Source organism: Streptomyces sp. NPDC048291, from assembly GCF_043201715.1.
Lineage (GTDB): Bacteria > Actinomycetota > Actinomycetes > Streptomycetales > Streptomycetaceae > Streptomyces.
In genome coordinates this window covers 327,179-343,769 of record NZ_JBICZC010000010.1, presented here as the reverse complement: position 1 = coordinate 343,769, position 16,591 = coordinate 327,179, and the positions used below count along the sequence as shown (strand labels likewise).

Below are 16,591 nucleotides of genomic sequence, written 5' to 3'. Positions count from 1 at the left end.
GCGGCTCAGCCGTCCGTTCCCGCGGGCCGGGCCCAGCCGCTCTCCGCCCGCTGCTTCGCGGTGACGGCCGCCCAGTGCTCCGCCCACCCCTCGGTGGGGCCGATGCCGTCGAGAGTGACGGGACCGCACACCTCGGCGGCGCGTCCGGCGGGCCGTACGAGCGGCGGGTCCTCGCCGCGCCCGACGGCCGAGATCGCCTCGGCCAACATCCGCCGGTACATCACGATCGCCTTGTCGGAGCGGCCCAGGTGCTCGCGGGTACGGTCCTGAATCGTGCCCTGACCCTCCACCGCCCACTGGTCGTGCACGTTGATGTCGGTGCCGAGGCCGGTGTACGTGGTGGTGAGCTGCTCGGCGGGATCGTAGCCGTAGCCGTTGGAGCGGCCGAAGCGCGGGCGGTAGTCGGGCAGGGTGACCGCGTCCACGCGCTGGCGGCGCATCTCCGCCCGGTCGACGGGGCCGCCGACGCTGGTGAACTGGGCGTACCAGTAGCAGGAGGTGTCGTCGATCGGCACGTGCCACTGGGTGATGGCCGTCTCGGCGTCGAGCGGGATGTGGAAACCGTGCGGGAAGACCTGGTGGGTGACGCGGACATGGGTGCGGCTGCCGTCCATGGGGCGGCCCTCGGTGTCGGTGCCGTCGAGGGTGCGCAGCGCCGTGATCCGGATGCCGTAGGGGGTGCGGACGGCGTCGATGTCGGGGCGGCCGTACTCGCGCAGGATCTTCGTCATCGGCAGGTCGGTGCCCTGCGAGGCGGCCCGGAACTGCTTGCCGTAACTCTGCGAGGGGTCCTCGTCCTGGAAGAAGCGGTGCAGGTAGGAGGCGTGCGCGGGATCGATGCCGACCTCCAGGGCCTGGAGCCAGTTGCACTCCAGCAGGCCCTTCCAGGCGAAGGTGTGCCCGGCGGGGGCCTCGAAGCAGTCCAGCGCGGGCGGTTCGGGCGGCTCGCCGGGGCCGAGGTAGCCCCAGACCACTCCGTTGATCTCGCGGACCGGGTAACTGCCCAGGCGGACCCGGGCGGCGAGGTTGCCGCCGGCCGGTTCGGCCGGGGTGTCCAGGCAGGCGCCGTCCCGGCCGAAGAGCCAGCCGTGGAAGCAGCAGCGCAGTCCGCCGTCCTCCAGCCGGCCGAGGGCCAGATCGGCTCCCCGGTGCGGGCAGCCCCGGTCCACCAGGCCGAGTTCACCGTCCCCGTCCCGGAACAGGACCAGGTCCTGCCCCAGCACCTTCGGGGCCACCAGGGGCCGTGCGCCGTCGAGTTCCTCGCTCAGGGCGACGGGCTGCCAGTAGCGGCGCATCCAGTCCCCGGCGGGCGTGCCCGGACCGGTTCTGGTGAGCCGTACGTTCTCTTCCTCGCGCATCTGACGCCTTTCTGTCCCGGTCACGCAGACCATAACGAAGAGAGGATCCATAGATCCATGGATTGGATCCAATATTTACGCCGGTGTAACGGGCGCCGAGCAGGCACCCGGCCATGGCCGTGTCCACGGTCGCCATCAGCAGGCCGGCCCCGCCCCGCCCGGTGACCGCCATCAGCGCCGCCAGCGGCAGCACGGCGAGATGCGCCACCAGGAACGGCCCCGGATGAGCTGCCACGGGGAAGCAGAGCAGCAGTCCCGCTGCCACCCAGGCGGCGGACCGCACGGCCTCGGTTCCCGGGCCGTCGAGCGCGTGCAGCGGGGGCAGGTGCCAGGCATACCCGGACACCGTCCACACGATCGCCCCCGCACAGGCCCAGCGGTACCGCAGGCCCGTCGGCGGTCCGGTCGAGTGGACCGCGTGGACGAGCAGCGCCGGGCCGAGAACCGCCAGCAGTTCGAAACGGATCATCGCCCACACATGGGCGTCCACGGCGGCCGGCGGCCAGGTCAGCGCGAGCGGCACGCCCAGCGTGCAGGCGGCGGCGGTCGCGGCGAGCACCGAAGGCCCGGTGAGCCGCCGCGCCCCGGGGGCCAGCGCGACCCGCAGCGCGGGTCAGGCGAACGCCAGCGTGCAGGCCAGGACCGCGCCGAGCAGTCCGAGGGCGGCCGCTCCCTGCGCGGCGTGCGCCGCATGACCGCCGGCACCGGCATGGCCGACATGGCCGCCGCCCGTCAGCGCTCCGCCGCCGGTCAGCACCGCCACCGCGGGCCGCTCGACGGCGACAGCGCCGCGCGGGGCCGGTTCCCCGCCGTCATCCGCAGCAGTGCCCGCCGCCGGCGTCCGCCGCGGGGGCCGGTGCGTGGCAGGAGACCGGGGCGGGCACGTCCAGGGCGGGGTTGCGGTCGAAGAAGCCGTCGGGCTCCAGGCGCAGCCGGGCACGGGCCACCGGCATCACCGGCCACTCCTCGGGGCGCGGGAAGTGGTGCGAGCCGACCGTCGCCCACAGCACCAGCTCCGTGCCGTCCAGCGAGCGGTCCTCCCGCTGCCAGCGGTGGACCCCGTCCGCGCCGGGCTCGGCCTGGTTGGGGTACTCGCCGGCGACGAACCGCCGCTCGGGGTCGTACTCCGTGGCCCACAACTGCTTCGCCACGAACGGCGCCCGCCGCGCGCACACGCTGTCCGGCCGGACCGGCAGCACCGCCGTGTTCTCCACGTGCACGCGGTACGCGGTCGGCTCGCCCATCCGGTTGCGGGCCTCGGTGCTCTCCACCCGCCAGTGCAGGGCCCGGGAGGGGTCGGTGGTCCGCCCGCCCTCCGACTCCCGCAGGACCGGCCGCAGCACGGTCCTGGCCGCGTTGCCGTAGGGGTCGAGCGCCGGGTCGCTCTCGTGCTCGGCGGTCACCTCGACCAGCCGGTTCGCCGTCCCGTCGACCGCCATGTCCAGTCGTACGGCGAAGAAGTGCTGGTGGTTGGTGACGGCCACGTTCGGGGCGACCCGGCGGGCGTACGGTGTCTCCTCGTCCGCCGTGACACCGGTCGCCGACAGGATGCCGGTCATCTTGATCTCCAGCATGACCGAGCCGTCCTGGTACAGGGACCAGTAGAAGCCGTAGTCGTAGTTGGCGACCGTGGCGAACGCCGAGATGATCAGGCGGCGGGACCGGCGTACCTCGGTGCGGCCGGTGCGGCCGTCGTGGTGCTTCCAGAGGATCCCGTCGTCCTCCTCGTGCATGCAGACGGCGTTGGGGATGACCCGGGGTACGCCGTCGCCGCCGAGGACGGCCGCGTCGAAGTAGTGGATGACGCCCAGGCAGTCGCAGCCGAGGGCGAGGGAGTTGGTGAGCGGGCCGGCGCCGTACTCGCCCCAGTCGAAGAAGTTCTTGCGGTACTGGGTGGAGGCGGTGTCGAAGTACGGCACGTACATCTCGTTCACGGCGGCCCGGCGGATCACCTTGCGCGGCCCCTTGCCGCCCGCGTCGAAGGACAGGTCGTGCAGGACCAGGCCCTCGCGGTGGGAGAAGCCGACCCGTACCGACCAGCCCTGCCAGTCGACCCGGTGCCCGGTCACGGTGAAGCTCGGTCCCTCGGGCTGGACCACCTCCAGCGGGCGCAGCCCCGCCCGCTCCGCGACGGTTCCCGCCGCGAACGCCCCGGACTCCCCCGACAACGGCACGATCCCGTGGTCCTCGATGTGGAGCACCTCCATCGACTCCATGTCGATGATCGGTACGACGCCCTGCACGGGCCGGGCATAGCCGTTGTCGTCCTCGGACTCGCGGTGCCACACGCTGCCCCAGGTCAGGCGGCGACCCGGGTACGCGGGCGGCTCGAAGCCGCCGATCGACTCCGGGTCGACCATCACCAGCGACACGTCGTGGATGCCGCGCAGCGCCAGCGCCTGACGGAACCGCGGGTCCGCCCGGCACGCGGCGGCGGCCTGCCGGGCCTCTTCGGAGGAGCAGCCCGGACTGCGTACGTCGAGCTCGCGCCAGGCCGTCGACTGCGGCTTCTCGCCGAGTTCGAGGGCGACCTCGTAGGCGAGACGGGCGGAGGGGCAGATCACCACGGCGCGGGCCCGCCTCGGCTCGTCCGGACCGGCCGTGCGGGCGTGGTGCTCGTCGAGGGCCACGCCCCAGAACCGGGCGTCCTCCGTGACCCTGGAATCTGCCTTCAACACCTTGACGGCGACGGCGAGTTCGGCGGCCGTCAGCGGGTCCAGCGGATGCGGCGCCGGTGCGGCGGCGGGCCGGGGGGCGAGGGTGCTCATGGGCACTGTCCTTCCGGGGGCGTGCGGGTGGTGATGGCGGGCGCGGGGGCGTCGGCGCGGGCGTGACCGGTTGGGGCCGGGGGCTTCGGGGACGGGTCGGTGTGGTTGTGGTGGGGCGCGGCCTGGTGATCCGGGCTTGCGCCGGGGCGGTCGTGGTGAGATGCGGCCGGGTGATCCGGGCTTGCGCCGGGGCGGTCGTGGTGAGGTGCGGCCGGGTGATCCGGGCTTGCGCCGGGGCGGTCGTGGTGAGGTGCGGCCGGGTGCATGCCGGGGCGGTCGTGCCGGGTCGAGGCCCGGGTGCCCGGGGACGGGCCGGTGCGGTGGTCCGCGACGGCCGGACCGGTGCCGGGGGTGTGGCGTACTGTGCCGCCGTCGGCGCGTGGATCGGAGGCGCCGTCCAGGCGGCCGTCCCGGGTCAGGCGCACCACCTGGGTGTGGCCGGCCAGGTCGGTGGGGCCGGCGGTGACGACGACAGGAAGTCCCGGGAGCGGAGCGTCCGTCGGCGTCGTGAGTGATCCCGGCTCGGCGAGCAGGGTCGGCTCCGCGAAGCCGATGTCACGGGCGCCGGTCACCCAGCGCGGACTCGCCAGGACGGCGGCGGGATCGGCGGCGGGGTCGGCGAGCCGGGGCAGGGTCTGCGCGAGGATCTGCGGCTGGGCCCGGCCGCCCTGGCAGCCCGCCGCCAGCAGCAGCGCGCCGGAAGTGCCGATCACCGGGCACAGCGTGTGCGGCGGTCGCGCGCCCGGCCGCAGTGCGCCGGGGTGGCCGGGTTCCAGGCTGAACGCCGAGCCCCGGTTGTGCAGCACGATGCCGGTGTCCGGTTCGCACAGGCCCGAGCCGAAGGTCTGGTAGACGCTCTGGATCAGTGACACGGCCAGCCCCGAGGAGTCCACGGCCGTCACCGCGACGGTGTCCCCTGACGGCCGGAACGGCGGCTCGGGCGGCACCGCGCCGGCCAGCGGCGCCGGATCCAGCAGGCCCGCCAGATCGAGTGGCTGCCCGTGCGGGTCGCCGAGCAGCCGGTCGCGGGCGGCCGAGGCGTCCTGGGAGCGGGCGGCGAGCACAAGGGTGCGATCAGGTTCCGGCAGGCCCGCCGCGTCCGCCGCCGCCCTGAGCAGTGCGGGCAGTACCGCGCCCTGGCTGGGTGGCGGAGCGGCCCACCAGGTGACGCCCGCCACCTCGACGGCCAACGGCTCGGCGGACTCCGCCTCGTGGGCGGCCAGGTCGGCGGCGGTGAGCGGGCTTCCGAGGCGGCGCAGACCGGCGGCGAGCCTCCGGGCGACCGGACCGCGGTAGAACGACATGGGGTCCTCGGCTAGTTGGTCGAGGACCCGTGCCAGGCGCGGCTGCGGGAGCGGATCGCCCTCGCCCACCGGGCGACCGCCGGGACCGGTCAGCAGGGCCGACAGGCCCGGGTCGGCCGCGATCCGAGGCGCGCGCTCCCGTACGGCGCGGGCCAGCCCGGCCGAGACGGTGGCCCCTTCCCGGGCGAGGCCGGCGGCGTACCGCAGCGCGGCGGGCAGCGCGCCCGGGGTGCCGTACGCCTCCGCCAGCGCCGCCCAGCCCGCCACCACGCCGGGCACGGTCACGGTCTGCGGCCCCTGCGCCGGCATGCGCCGGTCCGCCGCACGCAGCGCCGTGACATCCACGTCCCGGGCCGCCGCGCCGACCGAGAGGACCGCCCGCCCGGTGCCGTCGGGTGTGTGCACCAGGGCGATCAGGTCGCCGCCCAGGGAACACTGGTGGGGGTAGACGACGGTCAGCGCGGCGGCGGCGGCGAGCGCCGCGTCGACGGCGTTGCCGCCCTGCCGGGCCGCCCGTCCGGCAGCGTCCAGCGCCGCCGGGTGCGGAGCGGCGAGAACCAGCCCGTGGCCGGGGTTCACGCCTCGTCCCGGGGCAGCAACAGGGTGCGGGAGGGGGCCGCCTCGGCACCCTGGAGCGGCACCGGCAGCGACAGCATGTCGTACACACCGGCAGGGGTGTGCAGCAGGTCGACCACTTCGAGGATCAGCACGTCAGCCCCGCACAGCAGTTGGTGCGTCTCCCAGTGCGTGGTGTAGGCGACGGCCTCGATGCTGAGGTAGTCGATGCCGGCCGTGCGTACCCCCGCCTCGATCAGCCGCTCCGCGCCGTCCGGGGCCAGGCCGACCCACTGCCGTGCCTTCCACGGGCTGCGCAGCACGCCCTGCGAGTTGCTGGTGCGCAACAGCACGCGTTCCTCGGTACCGAGCCCGGCCGCGTCGAGGTCGGCGGCCGTGATCTGCTCCTTGACATGGGTGAGGTCGAGCACCCGGGCGGTCCCGTTGAGGGCCGACAGGTCGAGCCGGTCGACGGTCCTGCCGCCGTCCACGAAGTGCGCCGGGGCGTCGATGTGCGTGCCGGTGTGGGCACCTATGCGCCAGCGGCTGACGTTCGACGCGTCGCCCGCGGTACGCGACTCGACGACCTCCACCTCGGGCCTGCGGCCCCAGTGCAGCATGCCCGGGTGGATGGGCACGGAGACGTCGATCGCCTTGGTGACGTCCAGGTTCATGACAGGCTCCTATTGGATGCGGTTACTCTGTGAATGGATCCAAAGTCCATGGACGGTGCGGGGCGGCGACGTGGCAGACTGCTCCACCGCCGCGCCTCCCCCGCCGGCCTCCGAGAAGGGTGAGACCACCTCCGATGACGTCCCAGACCGACGAGGGCGCCCTCGTCGACGACATCGCCGCCCGCATCCGCACGCGGATCATGAACGGCGAGCTGCCCATCGGGAAGCCGCTGCGCCAGGCGGCGTTGGCCGCCGAGTTCGGCGTGAGCCGTACCCCGGTGCGGGAGGCGCTGCGCCAGTTGCAGAACGGCGGGCTGATCGAGATGCAGCCGCACCGCGGCGCGGTGGTGCGGGTGCCCGCTCCGTGGGAGGTGCGGCAGGCGTACGAGGTGCGCGCCGAGCTGGAGGCGCTGGCGGCCCGCCGCGCCGCCGCCCGGATCACCGACAGCCAGCTCGCCGAACTGCGCCGTCACAACGACGTGCTGCGCGCGGCGGCGGAGGGCGCCGCCGCCCGGCCGGAGGGACCGCTCGCCACGACGGAGGCGAACGACTGCTTCCACACCGTGGTCTGCGCGGCGGCCGACAACCCCTGGCTCAGCCGGATGATCGACCGGATCAACGAGAGCTTCCCGCGCAACGTGTCCTCGCTGGCCCTGGCCGGCGACGAGCGGCACCGGCAGCTGAACGTCCGTCAGCACGACCTCATCGTGGCCGCGTTGGCCGACCGGGACGCCGACCGGGCGCAGGAGGCGATGCGGGAGCACGTCACCAGCGCGGGCGAGCACCTGACGGCCTGGTACGAACGACGTTCCAGGACGGTGTTCAGCGGCTGAGCGGCCTCCGGGCGCCCCGGTACCGGCCCTCACCGGGCACCGCCGGGGGCCAGCCGGGCCGGGGACAGGAAACCCAGGTCCGGACGCGGGAGTTCGCACACCAGGTCGGCCAGTGCGGCACCGATCGCGGGACCGAACTTGAAGCCGTGCCCGGAACATGCGGAGGCCACCAGGGCCTGCGGCACACCGGGCACCTCGCCGACCAGGAAGCGCCGGTCCGCGGTCATCGTGTACAGGCACGTCAGGCTCTCGGTCACCGGGCCCGCGCCGGGCAGTACCCGCGCCACCGCGCCTGCCAGCAGGGCGAGTTCGGCCTCGGACGCGGCGGGCCTGGCGGCCTCCGGGTCCCACACCGGACCCGCGTCGAGCCCTGCCTTCAGGCCCCGCCCGCCGGCGGCGGGAAAGCCGTACAGCAGCCCTTCCGGCAGGTCGACGGAGAAACTCCCCAGCCCGCCGCGTCCCAACGGCCCTGCGGGTTCGGCGGCGAAGTAGGCGTTCACGATCCGGGTGACCGTCAGATGCGGTTTCAGTGCGGGGAGTTGGTGTGCGGTCCAGGGGCCGGCGCACAGCACCAGCCGACGGGCGTGGACCTCGCCGGCCGCCGTGCGGACGACGACCCCGTCGGCCTCCGGGGACCAGCCGATGACGGGCGTACGGTCGGCGATCCGGGCTCCGGCGCGTTCGGCGAGGGCGAGCTGGGCGCGCAGGGTCTCGCGGGCGTCGATGATCCCGGCGGCCGGGTCGTGGACGGCCGTGAACCCCTCGGGCAGCCGCAGTCCGGGGAAGATTCGGCCGGCTTCCTCGGGGCCGACCTCCCGGCAGCCGGGGCCCCGCAGGGGATCGGGCCGGTCCTGCGGCGCGGCGTACAGACCGCCGGTGACCTCGATCAGCCGGGTCTTCGACGCCTCTTCCAGCTCGGCCCAGGCACGGTAGGCCGTGTCGACCAGGCCGTCCCAGTCGGGGTGCGGGTAGGCCCGGCGGATCATCCGGGTGGCGCCGTGCGAGGAACCCAGGTCGTGCCCCAGCGCGAACTGTTCGAGCCCCAGCGTGTCGAGCCCGCGCTCGGCCAGTTGCCGCAGCGCCGCGCTGCCGTGCACACCGAGGCCGACCACCACCACGTCGTGCCGGCGCACGGCGGGGCGTCCGGCCGGCCCGGTCGCCGGGGAGCCCGCCGGAGCCGCTGCCGGTACCGGTACCGGTACTGACGGCGGGTCCGACACCGATGTCGGTGCCGGAGCCGGAGCCGATGTCGGTGCCGGTGCCGGTGCCGACTCCGGTACGGACGCCGACGGCCCGGTGCCGCGCGTTCCTGACGAGATCTCGGCGACGGCCTCGACCAGGGCGTCCAGGTCCCCGTCGTCGGTGTAGACGTGCACCGAGGCGCGTACCACCTTCGCAAGGCCGCGCGGGTCCATGTCCCAGCGGCCGTGTTCGGCCGGTACCGCGTTCAGGTGGACCCGCCGCAGGGCCAGTCGCCGCTGCACCTCGCCCGCGTCGAGGCCGTCCACGACGAAGGTGACGATGGCGCCGCCCGCCGCGGGCGGATCGGTGACCCGTACACCGGGGAGCGAGGCCAGCCGCGCACGCAGTGTCGCCGCGAGAGCGGCCAGATGCGCGAAGACGGCGCCGGGTCCGAGCGCGTGCAGGTCGGCGAGGGCCGAGCCCAGGCCGAGACGCAGCGCGTGGGCGGCCTCCCACAGCTCGAACCGCTTGGCGTCCGGGGCCGGTTCCCAGCTCCGCTCGGACGTCCAGCGGGCCCCGCGCACATCCAGGGCCTGCGGGACGAGCGCGTCCAGAAGGGGGCGGCGCACGGCCAGCAGCCCGGTACCGCGCGGGGCGCGCAGGAACTTGCGGCCGGTGCCGATCAGCAGATCGCAGCCGAGCGCGGCCATGTCGACCGGCAGCTGGCCCAGCGACTGGGTGGCGTCGAGCAGGAACGGCACCCCGTGGGTGGCGGCCAGCGCGCCGATCCCGGCGGCCGGTTCGACCAGCCCGGAGGAGGTCGGCACGTGTGCCGCGGTGACCAGGGCGGCCGGGCCGGCACGCAGTGCCCGCTCCAGGGACTCCAGATCCGTCGCCCCGTCGGGGCCGTTGCGCAGCACCTCGACGCGGACGCCGGTGTCGCGCTCGGCGGCCAGCAGGTGCAGGGCGCTGCTGACGTAGCTGGAGCGGGCGGCCAGCACCCGGTCGCCGGGCCGCAGCCGGAGCGCCGAGACCACGCGCTGCCAGCCCGCGGTGGCGCTCTCGACCAGCGCGACCTCGTCGGCTTCGACCCCGAGCAGGGTCGCGGTGTGCGCGTAGACGGCGGCCAGGCCGTCCGCGGCGAACCTGGCGGCCTCGTAGCCGCCGTGCAGGCTCTCGGCGCGCAGGTGGGCGATGACCGCGTCGACCGTGTCGGTGGTCGGCAGGGCGGCCCCGGCGGCGTTGAAGTGGTGACCGGTGGCGCAGCCCGGGGTACGGGCCCGCTCGGCAGCCACGTCGAGGACCGCGGTGGGGATGGGCGAGGCGGCGGTCACGGGGGCGTTCACAGCGCGATCGTGATGCTCTTGAGCTCGGTGAGCCCGTCGACGGCCGCGTCGCCGAGGTCCCTGCCCAGACCGGACTGCTTGCTGCCCCCGAACGCCACGGCGGGGTCGAACTCGTTGTAGGTGTTCACCCACACGGTGCCCGCCTGAAGCGCCGCCGCCGCGCGGTGCGCGCGGCCGAGGTCGGTGGTCCACACGCCCGCCGCCAGCCCGTAGTCGCTGTCGTTGGCGAGCGCGATCGCCTCCTCCTCGGTGTCGAAGGGCAGGACGGCGGCGACCGGGCCGAAGATCTCCTCCCGGGCGATCCGCATGTCAGGCGTGACCTCCGTGAACACCGTGGGCCGCACGAACCAGCCGGGACCCGGCAGGGGTTCGCCGCCCACGGCGACCCGGGCGCCCTCGGCGCGGCCGAGTTCCAGGTAGCCGGTGACGCGATCGAACTGCTCCTGCGACACGAGCGGCCCGATGTTGATCCCGCCGGTCAGGCCGGGGCCGATCCTGAGGGCCTCCACGACCGGCAGCATCCGGTCGAGGAACTCCTCCAGCACCGGGCGCTGCACCAGCAGTCTGCTGCCCGCCGTGCACATCTGCCCCGAGTGCCCGAACACCGCACGGACGGCGGCCGGTACGGCGGCGTCCAGGTCGGCGTCGGCGAACACCATGTTGGCGGACTTGCCGCCCAGTTCGAGGGTGAGCCGTTTGACCGACGGGGCCGCCGCCGCCATGATCAGCCGCCCGACGTCGGTGGATCCCGTGAACGAGACCTTGGCGACCCCCGGGTGCGCGACCAGTTCCGCCCCGGTGAGACCGTCGCCGGTCAGCACGTTGACGACGCCCTCGGGCACGCCCGCCTCCAGGCACAGCGCGGCCAGCCGCAGCGCGGTCAGCGGGGTCTGCTCGGCGGGCTTGACCACCACCGTGCAACCCGCGGCCAGGGCCGGGGCGAGCTTCCAGGCAGCGATCATGAAGGGGAAGTTCCAGGGCAGCACGGCCGCCACCACGCCCACCGGTTCCCGCACGGTGTACACGTGCCGGCCGGGCCCGGCCGGGTGGACGGTGCCGGTCAGCCGGGTGGGTGTGCCCGCGAAGTGCCGGATCGCCTGGAGACCCAGCTCCACGTCACCGCGGGCCCGCTCGACGGCCTTGCCGTTGTCCAGGGTGTCCAGGACCGCCAGTGCCTCGGCGTCCCGCTCCACCAGGTCCGCGAGCCGTAGCAGCACGTCCCGGCGCCGCCGGGGCGGCAGGTTCCGCCAGCGCCCGTCGCGGTGCGCGGCCGACGCGGCGGACACCGCGGCGTCCACGTCCGCGTCGCCGGCGCCGACCACGCTGGTGAGCTGTTTCCCGGTGGCCGGGTCGAGGACCGCGATCCGCCGCGTCGAGACCCCCGTGGTCCACTCGCCGCCGATGAGCATGGGCTCGCACTCCGGCAGCCGGGGGAGGGTGATGCTGGGGTCCAAGGTGTTCTCCTCGTCGTTCGTACCGCGGCCCGGCCGTACTCCGCCCTGCCCCGCAGGGGACCGGGCGTCGGCTGGGGGGGATCGGCGGCTGTGGGGCGGTGGTCCGGGGCCGGGCGCGGCCGCCGGGCCGGTGTGCCGCGCTCGGTCAGGGGGTGGATGCGGGCTTCGGGCCGGTGCCGCGCCGGACCCGGTGGCGGGCGGGACTGCCGGATCGGCCGGGCCGCGCCGGGCTGTCCGGGTCAGGCAGGACTACCGGGTCGCTCGGGCCGCGCCGGACTGTCCGGGTCAGGCAGGACTACCGGGTCGCTCGGGGCGCGCCCGGCTGCCCGGGTCAGGCGGGGCCGCCGGGCCGGTGGACCGCGCTGGGCCACGGTTCGCGTACCGCCGCCGAAACCGCGCGGGCGGTGGTGAGCACACAGCGGTCGAATTCCGCGCGCCCGTGCGCCGCGTTCGCTTCGGTCACGTCCCTCCCCCACACCCCGGTCTCGCTGACCTGGTCCATGCGGTAGTCCCAGAAGGAGTCGACGTCGACGTGCGAGGTGGCCCGCTCCATCCGCACGAGGTCGGGTGCGAGGTGCAGCATCACCGACGTCTCGAAGAAGTTGGCGTGCATCAGCGCGCGGCCGTAGGTGACATGGCCGTCGACCTCGGGCCCCGGGTACATGGTCACGTACCCCAACGCCCGTACCCGGGCGTCGCGATGACGTACCCTCAGCTTCTCCGCGGACACGTCGAGCGCGCCGTTGTTCCAGATGTGGCCGTTCAGCAGGACGAACTGCCGTACCCCGCTGTCGTACAGCGAGTCGATCACGTCCTCCACGACGGCGATCAGGGTCTCGGGGCGCAGCGCCACCGTCCCGGCGAAGCCGCCGTGCGAGGCGGACACCCCGAAGCTCAGCGGGGGCAGCACCGGTACTCCCGTCAGCGCGGAGACGCCCAGGGAGACCGCCTCGCAGATCAGGGTGTCCACGGCGAGCGGCAGATGCGGGCCGTGCTGTTCGGTGGCACCGACCGGGACGATGACCGCGTCCCGTCCGGTGACCGCGGTCTGGGCCTCCGGCCAGGTCAGTTCCTCCCACGGCAACGGCGCTCCGGTGCCGCCGAGTTGGGTGGCGAGCGCGGGTACGTCGAGTCCGGTGGGCACGCGCAGGCCGTGCGGCCCGGTGATGACGGACGACATGACTCTCCTTTCCTCACAGGGGCTTGGGGACGGTCACCACCGGCGCCGGCTCTTCTCCGGCAGCAGGTCGAGGGCGCGCACCGGGACGGGCCGGTCGTCGTCGACGGTCGTGATCCACACGACGGTGTCCGGGCCGTAGTCGCTGATGAGTTCGCGGCACACCCCGCACGGCGCGATGATCCGGAACCGTCCCGCGGGTTTGATCTGCACCGACACCACGGACGTGACCGCGAGCGGCGCACCGGGGGCGAGCGCACCCCGTGCGGTGCCCAGGGCGACGCCCTCCGCGCAGACGGAACTGCGCCGGCAGGAGCCCTCGACATGGACGCCGGTGTGGATCCGGCCGTCCGCAGTGCGCAGCGCGGTGGCCACCTCGTGCCGGTCCCGCTGCCACACGCGCTCCAGCAACGCCTGTGCCACGCCGAGGAGTTCGGCGTCCTCGGCGCTCATCTCCGGCGGGACGGCGACGGAGGCGGCGCTCATGCTTCCAGCCCCAGCAGGCGGGCCATGTTGCCGCCCTCGATCAGCGCCCGGTCCTTCTCGTCCTCGACCGCTTTGGCGATCTTCATGCGCTCCAGGTCGAAGTCGGAGCCGGGCCACTCGCTGCCCATCAGGATCTGCCGGGGCCCGAGTCGCGCGTACGCCCGCTTCACGTCGCTCATCAGCGTCGCGGACGTCTCCAGGTAGACGTGCGGCTGCCGTTCGGCGACGATGATGGCTTCGGGTACGTTCCACACGGCGCCCATGTGCGCGATGATCGTCGGCACCGCAGGGTGGTCGCGGGCGATCTCCTCGATGGCGAGCGGCGCGCAGAAGGCATCGTCCAATGCGTTGACCAGCACCATCAGTCCGCGCCTGGCGCAGGCCTCGAACACCGGGTCGAGGAGTCCGTGGTCGGCGACGTGGTAGCCGTGCAGGCTCGGGTGCAGTTTCAGGCCGGCCAGGCCGGCGTCGGCGATCCGGTCGATCTCCTCGATCGCGTCGTCCGCCTGCGGCAGCACCTGGCCGAAGCCGAAGAACCGGTCCGGGTGGGCGGCCACCAGCGAGGCGATGAAGTCGTTCTCGATGCGCTGGGCGAGGGAGCACACCATCGCCATGTCCACTCCGGCGGCGTCCATCCGGTCGAGGATCCGGCGGGGCTCGAAGGGCTTGTACGGCGGGGGTGCCTCGCCCTTGCGGGCGCCGGTGAGGTAGTCGGAACGGCCGCGCACGTCCTGGGTGGTGTTGTAGGCGTCGATGATCAATGCGGCTCCTCGGTGGCGGTGTCGGTCGCGGTCGCGGTGTCGAGCGGCAGGTGGCAGCGCACGCTGCGGCCGGGCGCGATCTCGCGCAGCTCCGGGTGGGCGGTGCGGCACAGCTCGGTGGCGAGGGGGCAGCGGGTGCGGAACAGGCACCCCTTGGGCGGATCGGCCGGGTCGGGCAACTCGCCCTGCAACGGCTGCCGTTCGCGTGGCGGCCCGGGCCGCAGCTCGGGCACGCTGGCCAGCAGGGCACTGCTGTAGGGGTGTGCGGGGCCGGCGAAGAAGGTGTCCCGGGAGGCGATCTCGATGATCTCCCCGAGGTACATCACGGCGACCCGGTCGGCGATGTGCCGTACGACGCCGAGGTCGTGGGAGATGAACAGCATCGTCAGGCCGCGGTCGCGCACCAGGTCCGAGAGCAGGTTCAGCACCTGGGCCTGGATCGACACGTCCAGTGCGGAGACCGCCTCGTCCGCGACCACGAACCGCGGCGAGGAGGCGAGGGCCCGTGCGATGCCGATGCGCTGCCGCTGGCCGCCGGAGAACTCGTGCGGCCTGCGGTCGCCCGCGTCGGCTCCGAGCCCGACAAGGTCGAGGAGTCCGGCCACGGCGCGCTGTGCCTCGGCGCGGCTCGCGCCCCGGGAGCGGAGCAGGGGTTCGGCGACGATGTCGGCGACCGTGCGCCGCGGGTTGAGCGAGCCGAAGGGGTCCTGGAACACCATCTGGAGCTCGGCCCTGGTCCGCTTCAGGCGCCGACCCCGCAGCCGGGTCAGGTCGGTGCCCTGGAAGTCGATCCGGCCCGCGGACGGCTCCACGACCCGCAGCAGCGCCCGCCCGAGCGTGGACTTTCCGCACCCCGACTCGCCGACCAGGCCCAGCGTCTCGCCCGGAGCGATGTCCAGGTCGACGTCCCGCAGCGCCCGCACCCGGCCGCCCGCGCGGCCGGGGTACTCCACCCGCAGTCCGCGCGCGCTCAGCATCACCTCGCTCATCCGCCCGCTCCCGCCGACCGGGCCCGCACCCGGGCCTCCTGCGGCAGCACGCAGGCGTCCAGGTGAGCGATGCCGCCATGACGCCGCCGGAGTTCGGGGCGTTCCGCGCAGCCGCTGCCGGCGAAGGCGCACCGGGGCCCGAAGCCACAGCCCGGGGGCCGTTCCACCCCGCTCGGCGGGCTGCCCGGGATCGCCGGCAGCCGTTCGGGAACCGGCCCGTCCAGGGGCGGCACCGAGCCGAGCAGTCCCATGGTGTACGGGTGCTGGGGGTCGAACAGCACCTGGTCGCGGGTGCCCTGCTCCACGATCCGGCCCGCGTACATCACCGCCACCCGGTCGGCGACCTCCGCGACCACGCCGAGGTCGTGGGTGATCAGCAGCACGGACGTGCCGTGCTCGCGCTGCGTCCGCTTCAGCAGCGCCAGCACCTGCGCCTGGATGGTCACGTCCAGCGCGGTGGTCGGCTCGTCGGCGATCAGCACCGCCGGGTCGTTGGCCAGCCCCATCGCGATCATCACGCGCTGGCGCATGCCGCCGGAGAGCTGGTGCGGGTAGGCGCGCGCGGCCCGTGCCGGGCCCGCGATCCCGACCTCGCCGAGCAGTTCAACCGCTCGGCTCGCGGCGGTGGCGCGTGGTACGTCGGCGTGGGCCCGGATGGTCTCCGCGACCTGGGCGCCCGCCCGGTGCAGCGGGTTGAGTGCGGCGAGCGCGTCCTGGAAGACGACCGCCACGTCCTTGCCGCGCACCCGGCGCAGCTCCCGCTCGGAGGCCCCCACCAGTTCCCGGTCCCGGAAGGACACCGATCCGGTGATGTGGGTGCGGGGGCCGCGGTTGAGGCCGACCAGGCTCATCGACAACGCGGACTTGCCCGACCCCGACTCGCCGACCAGCGCGAGGATCTCGCCCTTGCGCAGGGTGAGATCCACCCCGTCCACGGCGGGCAGCCGGCCCGCCGGGACGTCGAACCGCACGCGCAGGTCGCGTACCCGGAGTACCGCCTCGGGCGCGGTCATCCGGCACCGCCCACGGCCAGCGCGGCCCGGTGGATCAGCTCGGCGACCCGCTCGGGCCACACCAGCGTGGTGTAGTGGCTGCCCGGCACGTGCTCGACGGTGGCCTTCATCCGTTCGGCCATGAAGTTCTGGATCTCCGGGCGCAGGGTGCGGTCGTCGTCGGCGACCAGGTACCAGCTGGGCAGTGAGCGCCAGGCCGGGACCCCGGTCGGCTGGGTGAAGATCAGGTTCTCGGCCTTCCGTCCCTCGGCCTCCACCACCGCCCGCTGCCCGGCGGACAGGTCCGGGCCGATCTCCGCCCAGAACTCGGGTCCGGGCTCGGACTTCCACTCGCCGTTCGGGCCGCGCCGCATGTACTTGGAGATCTCCGCGGGCTCGTAGCGCTCCACGATCCCGTTGACGGTCTCGCCCTCGTCCGGCCCGAACGCGGCGATGTACACCAGACCGCCGACCCGTGGATCGCGCCCCACGTTGGTGATGACGGCGCCGCCGTAGGAGTGGCCCGCGAGCAGCACCGGGCCGTCCGTCTCCGCCAGTGCCGCGGAGGTCTCGGCGATGTCGTCCGCCAGGGAGGTCATCGGATTGGTGACCGTGAACAGCCGGTGCCCGCGGGCGGTGAGCAGTGGCCGCACCGCCGACCACGTGGTGGGCCGGCCGCCGGCACCGTGGACCAGCACGATGTCCATCAGGA

General features: G+C 74.3%; 14 protein-coding genes. 1 reads left to right on the top strand and 13 read right to left on the bottom strand.

The genetic code is table 11. The features are described from left to right. Positions 1–5: 5 nt before the first annotated feature. From ACGF5O_RS27655 to ACGF5O_RS27635, 5 genes are all read right to left on the bottom strand, one after another. Entirely contained in the window at positions 6–1,358 is a 1,353-nt protein-coding gene (locus tag ACGF5O_RS27655; protein ID WP_393812571.1) for a Rieske 2Fe-2S domain-containing protein, read from the bottom strand. Between the two features lie 613 nt (positions 1,359–1,971). Then, positions 1,972–2,121 (bottom strand): hypothetical protein, encoded by a 150-nt coding sequence (locus ACGF5O_RS27650; protein WP_393812570.1) that lies wholly within the window; start codon positions 2,119–2,121, stop codon positions 1,972–1,974. Between the two features lie 49 nt (positions 2,122–2,170). Then, positions 2,171–4,126, bottom strand: a complete 1,956-nt coding sequence (locus ACGF5O_RS27645; protein ID WP_393812569.1) for a primary-amine oxidase — start codon at positions 4,124–4,126, stop codon at positions 2,171–2,173. Further along, entirely contained in the window at positions 4,123–6,009 is a 1,887-nt protein-coding gene (locus tag ACGF5O_RS27640) for a gamma-glutamyltransferase (RefSeq protein WP_393812568.1), read from the bottom strand. Before ACGF5O_RS27640 ends, ACGF5O_RS27645 begins: the two co-directional genes overlap by 4 nt. Continuing rightward, on the bottom strand, positions 6,006–6,659 hold the full coding sequence (locus ACGF5O_RS27635; protein WP_393812567.1) for a cyclase family protein: 654 nt from the start codon (positions 6,657–6,659) through the stop codon (positions 6,006–6,008). The genes ACGF5O_RS27640 and ACGF5O_RS27635 overlap by 4 nt, the downstream gene beginning before the upstream one ends. A gap of 134 nt (positions 6,660–6,793) precedes the next feature. Here ACGF5O_RS27635 and ACGF5O_RS27630 point away from each other — a divergent pair, with 134 nt between their 5' ends. Further along, positions 6,794–7,492 (top strand): GntR family transcriptional regulator, encoded by a 699-nt coding sequence (locus ACGF5O_RS27630; RefSeq protein ID WP_393812566.1) that lies wholly within the window; start codon positions 6,794–6,796, stop codon positions 7,490–7,492. 29 nt (positions 7,493–7,521) lie between these two features. On the opposite strand, the gene solA is transcribed toward ACGF5O_RS27630, so the two are convergent. The 8 genes from solA to ACGF5O_RS27590 form a co-directional block, all read right to left on the bottom strand. Beyond that, entirely contained in the window at positions 7,522–10,020 is a 2,499-nt protein-coding gene (gene solA, locus ACGF5O_RS27625) for an N-methyl-L-tryptophan oxidase (RefSeq protein ID WP_393812565.1), read from the bottom strand. Then, a complete protein-coding gene (locus tag ACGF5O_RS27620; RefSeq protein ID WP_393812564.1) occupies positions 10,017–11,474 on the bottom strand; it encodes an aldehyde dehydrogenase family protein in 1,458 nt (485 codons plus the stop codon). The genes solA and ACGF5O_RS27620 overlap by 4 nt, the downstream gene beginning before the upstream one ends. 331 nt (positions 11,475–11,805) lie before the next feature. Further along, a complete protein-coding gene (locus ACGF5O_RS27615) occupies positions 11,806–12,654 on the bottom strand; it encodes a creatininase family protein (RefSeq protein WP_393812563.1) in 849 nt (282 codons plus the stop codon). 33 nt (positions 12,655–12,687) lie between these two features. Beyond that, positions 12,688–13,137, bottom strand: coding sequence for a cytidine deaminase (locus ACGF5O_RS27610; RefSeq protein ID WP_393812562.1), 450 nt, complete (start codon positions 13,135–13,137; stop codon positions 12,688–12,690). After that, entirely contained in the window at positions 13,134–13,898 is a 765-nt protein-coding gene (locus ACGF5O_RS27605; protein ID WP_393812561.1) for an amidohydrolase family protein, read from the bottom strand. Before ACGF5O_RS27605 ends, ACGF5O_RS27610 begins: the two co-directional genes overlap by 4 nt. Then, the gene (locus tag ACGF5O_RS27600; RefSeq protein ID WP_393812560.1) at positions 13,895–14,887 is read right to left on the bottom strand and encodes an ABC transporter ATP-binding protein; all 993 of its coding nucleotides are present in this window, start codon (positions 14,885–14,887) and stop codon (positions 13,895–13,897) included. Before ACGF5O_RS27600 ends, ACGF5O_RS27605 begins: the two co-directional genes overlap by 4 nt. Further along, positions 14,884–15,900 (bottom strand): ABC transporter ATP-binding protein, encoded by a 1,017-nt coding sequence (locus ACGF5O_RS27595; RefSeq protein ID WP_393812559.1) that lies wholly within the window; start codon positions 15,898–15,900, stop codon positions 14,884–14,886. The genes ACGF5O_RS27600 and ACGF5O_RS27595 overlap by 4 nt, the downstream gene beginning before the upstream one ends. Further along, a complete protein-coding gene (locus ACGF5O_RS27590; RefSeq protein ID WP_393812558.1) occupies positions 15,897–16,586 on the bottom strand; it encodes an alpha/beta hydrolase in 690 nt (229 codons plus the stop codon). Before ACGF5O_RS27590 ends, ACGF5O_RS27595 begins: the two co-directional genes overlap by 4 nt. Positions 16,587–16,591: the final 5 nt, after the last annotated feature.

Coding starts and splice junctions, on each gene's coding strand:
- ACGF5O_RS27655 (WP_393812571.1), bottom strand. CDS start 1,358: ATGCGCGAGGAAGAGAACGTACGGCTCACCAGAACCGGTCCGGGCACG.
- ACGF5O_RS27645 (WP_393812569.1), bottom strand. CDS start 4,126: ATGAGCACCCTCGCCCCCCGGCCCGCCGCCGCACCGGCGCCGCATCCG.
- ACGF5O_RS27635 (WP_393812567.1), bottom strand. CDS start 6,659: ATGAACCTGGACGTCACCAAGGCGATCGACGTCTCCGTGCCCATCCAC.
- ACGF5O_RS27630 (WP_393812566.1), top strand. CDS start 6,794: ATGACGTCCCAGACCGACGAGGGCGCCCTCGTCGACGACATCGCCGCC.
- ACGF5O_RS27615 (WP_393812563.1), bottom strand. CDS start 12,654: ATGTCGTCCGTCATCACCGGGCCGCACGGCCTGCGCGTGCCCACCGGA.
- ACGF5O_RS27610 (WP_393812562.1), bottom strand. CDS start 13,137: ATGAGCGCCGCCTCCGTCGCCGTCCCGCCGGAGATGAGCGCCGAGGAC.
- ACGF5O_RS27600 (WP_393812560.1), bottom strand. CDS start 14,887: ATGAGCGAGGTGATGCTGAGCGCGCGCGGACTGCGGGTGGAGTACCCC.
- ACGF5O_RS27595 (WP_393812559.1), bottom strand. CDS start 15,900: ATGACCGCGCCCGAGGCGGTACTCCGGGTACGCGACCTGCGCGTGCGG.
- ACGF5O_RS27590 (WP_393812558.1), bottom strand. CDS start 16,586: ATGGACATCGTGCTGGTCCACGGTGCCGGCGGCCGGCCCACCACGTGG.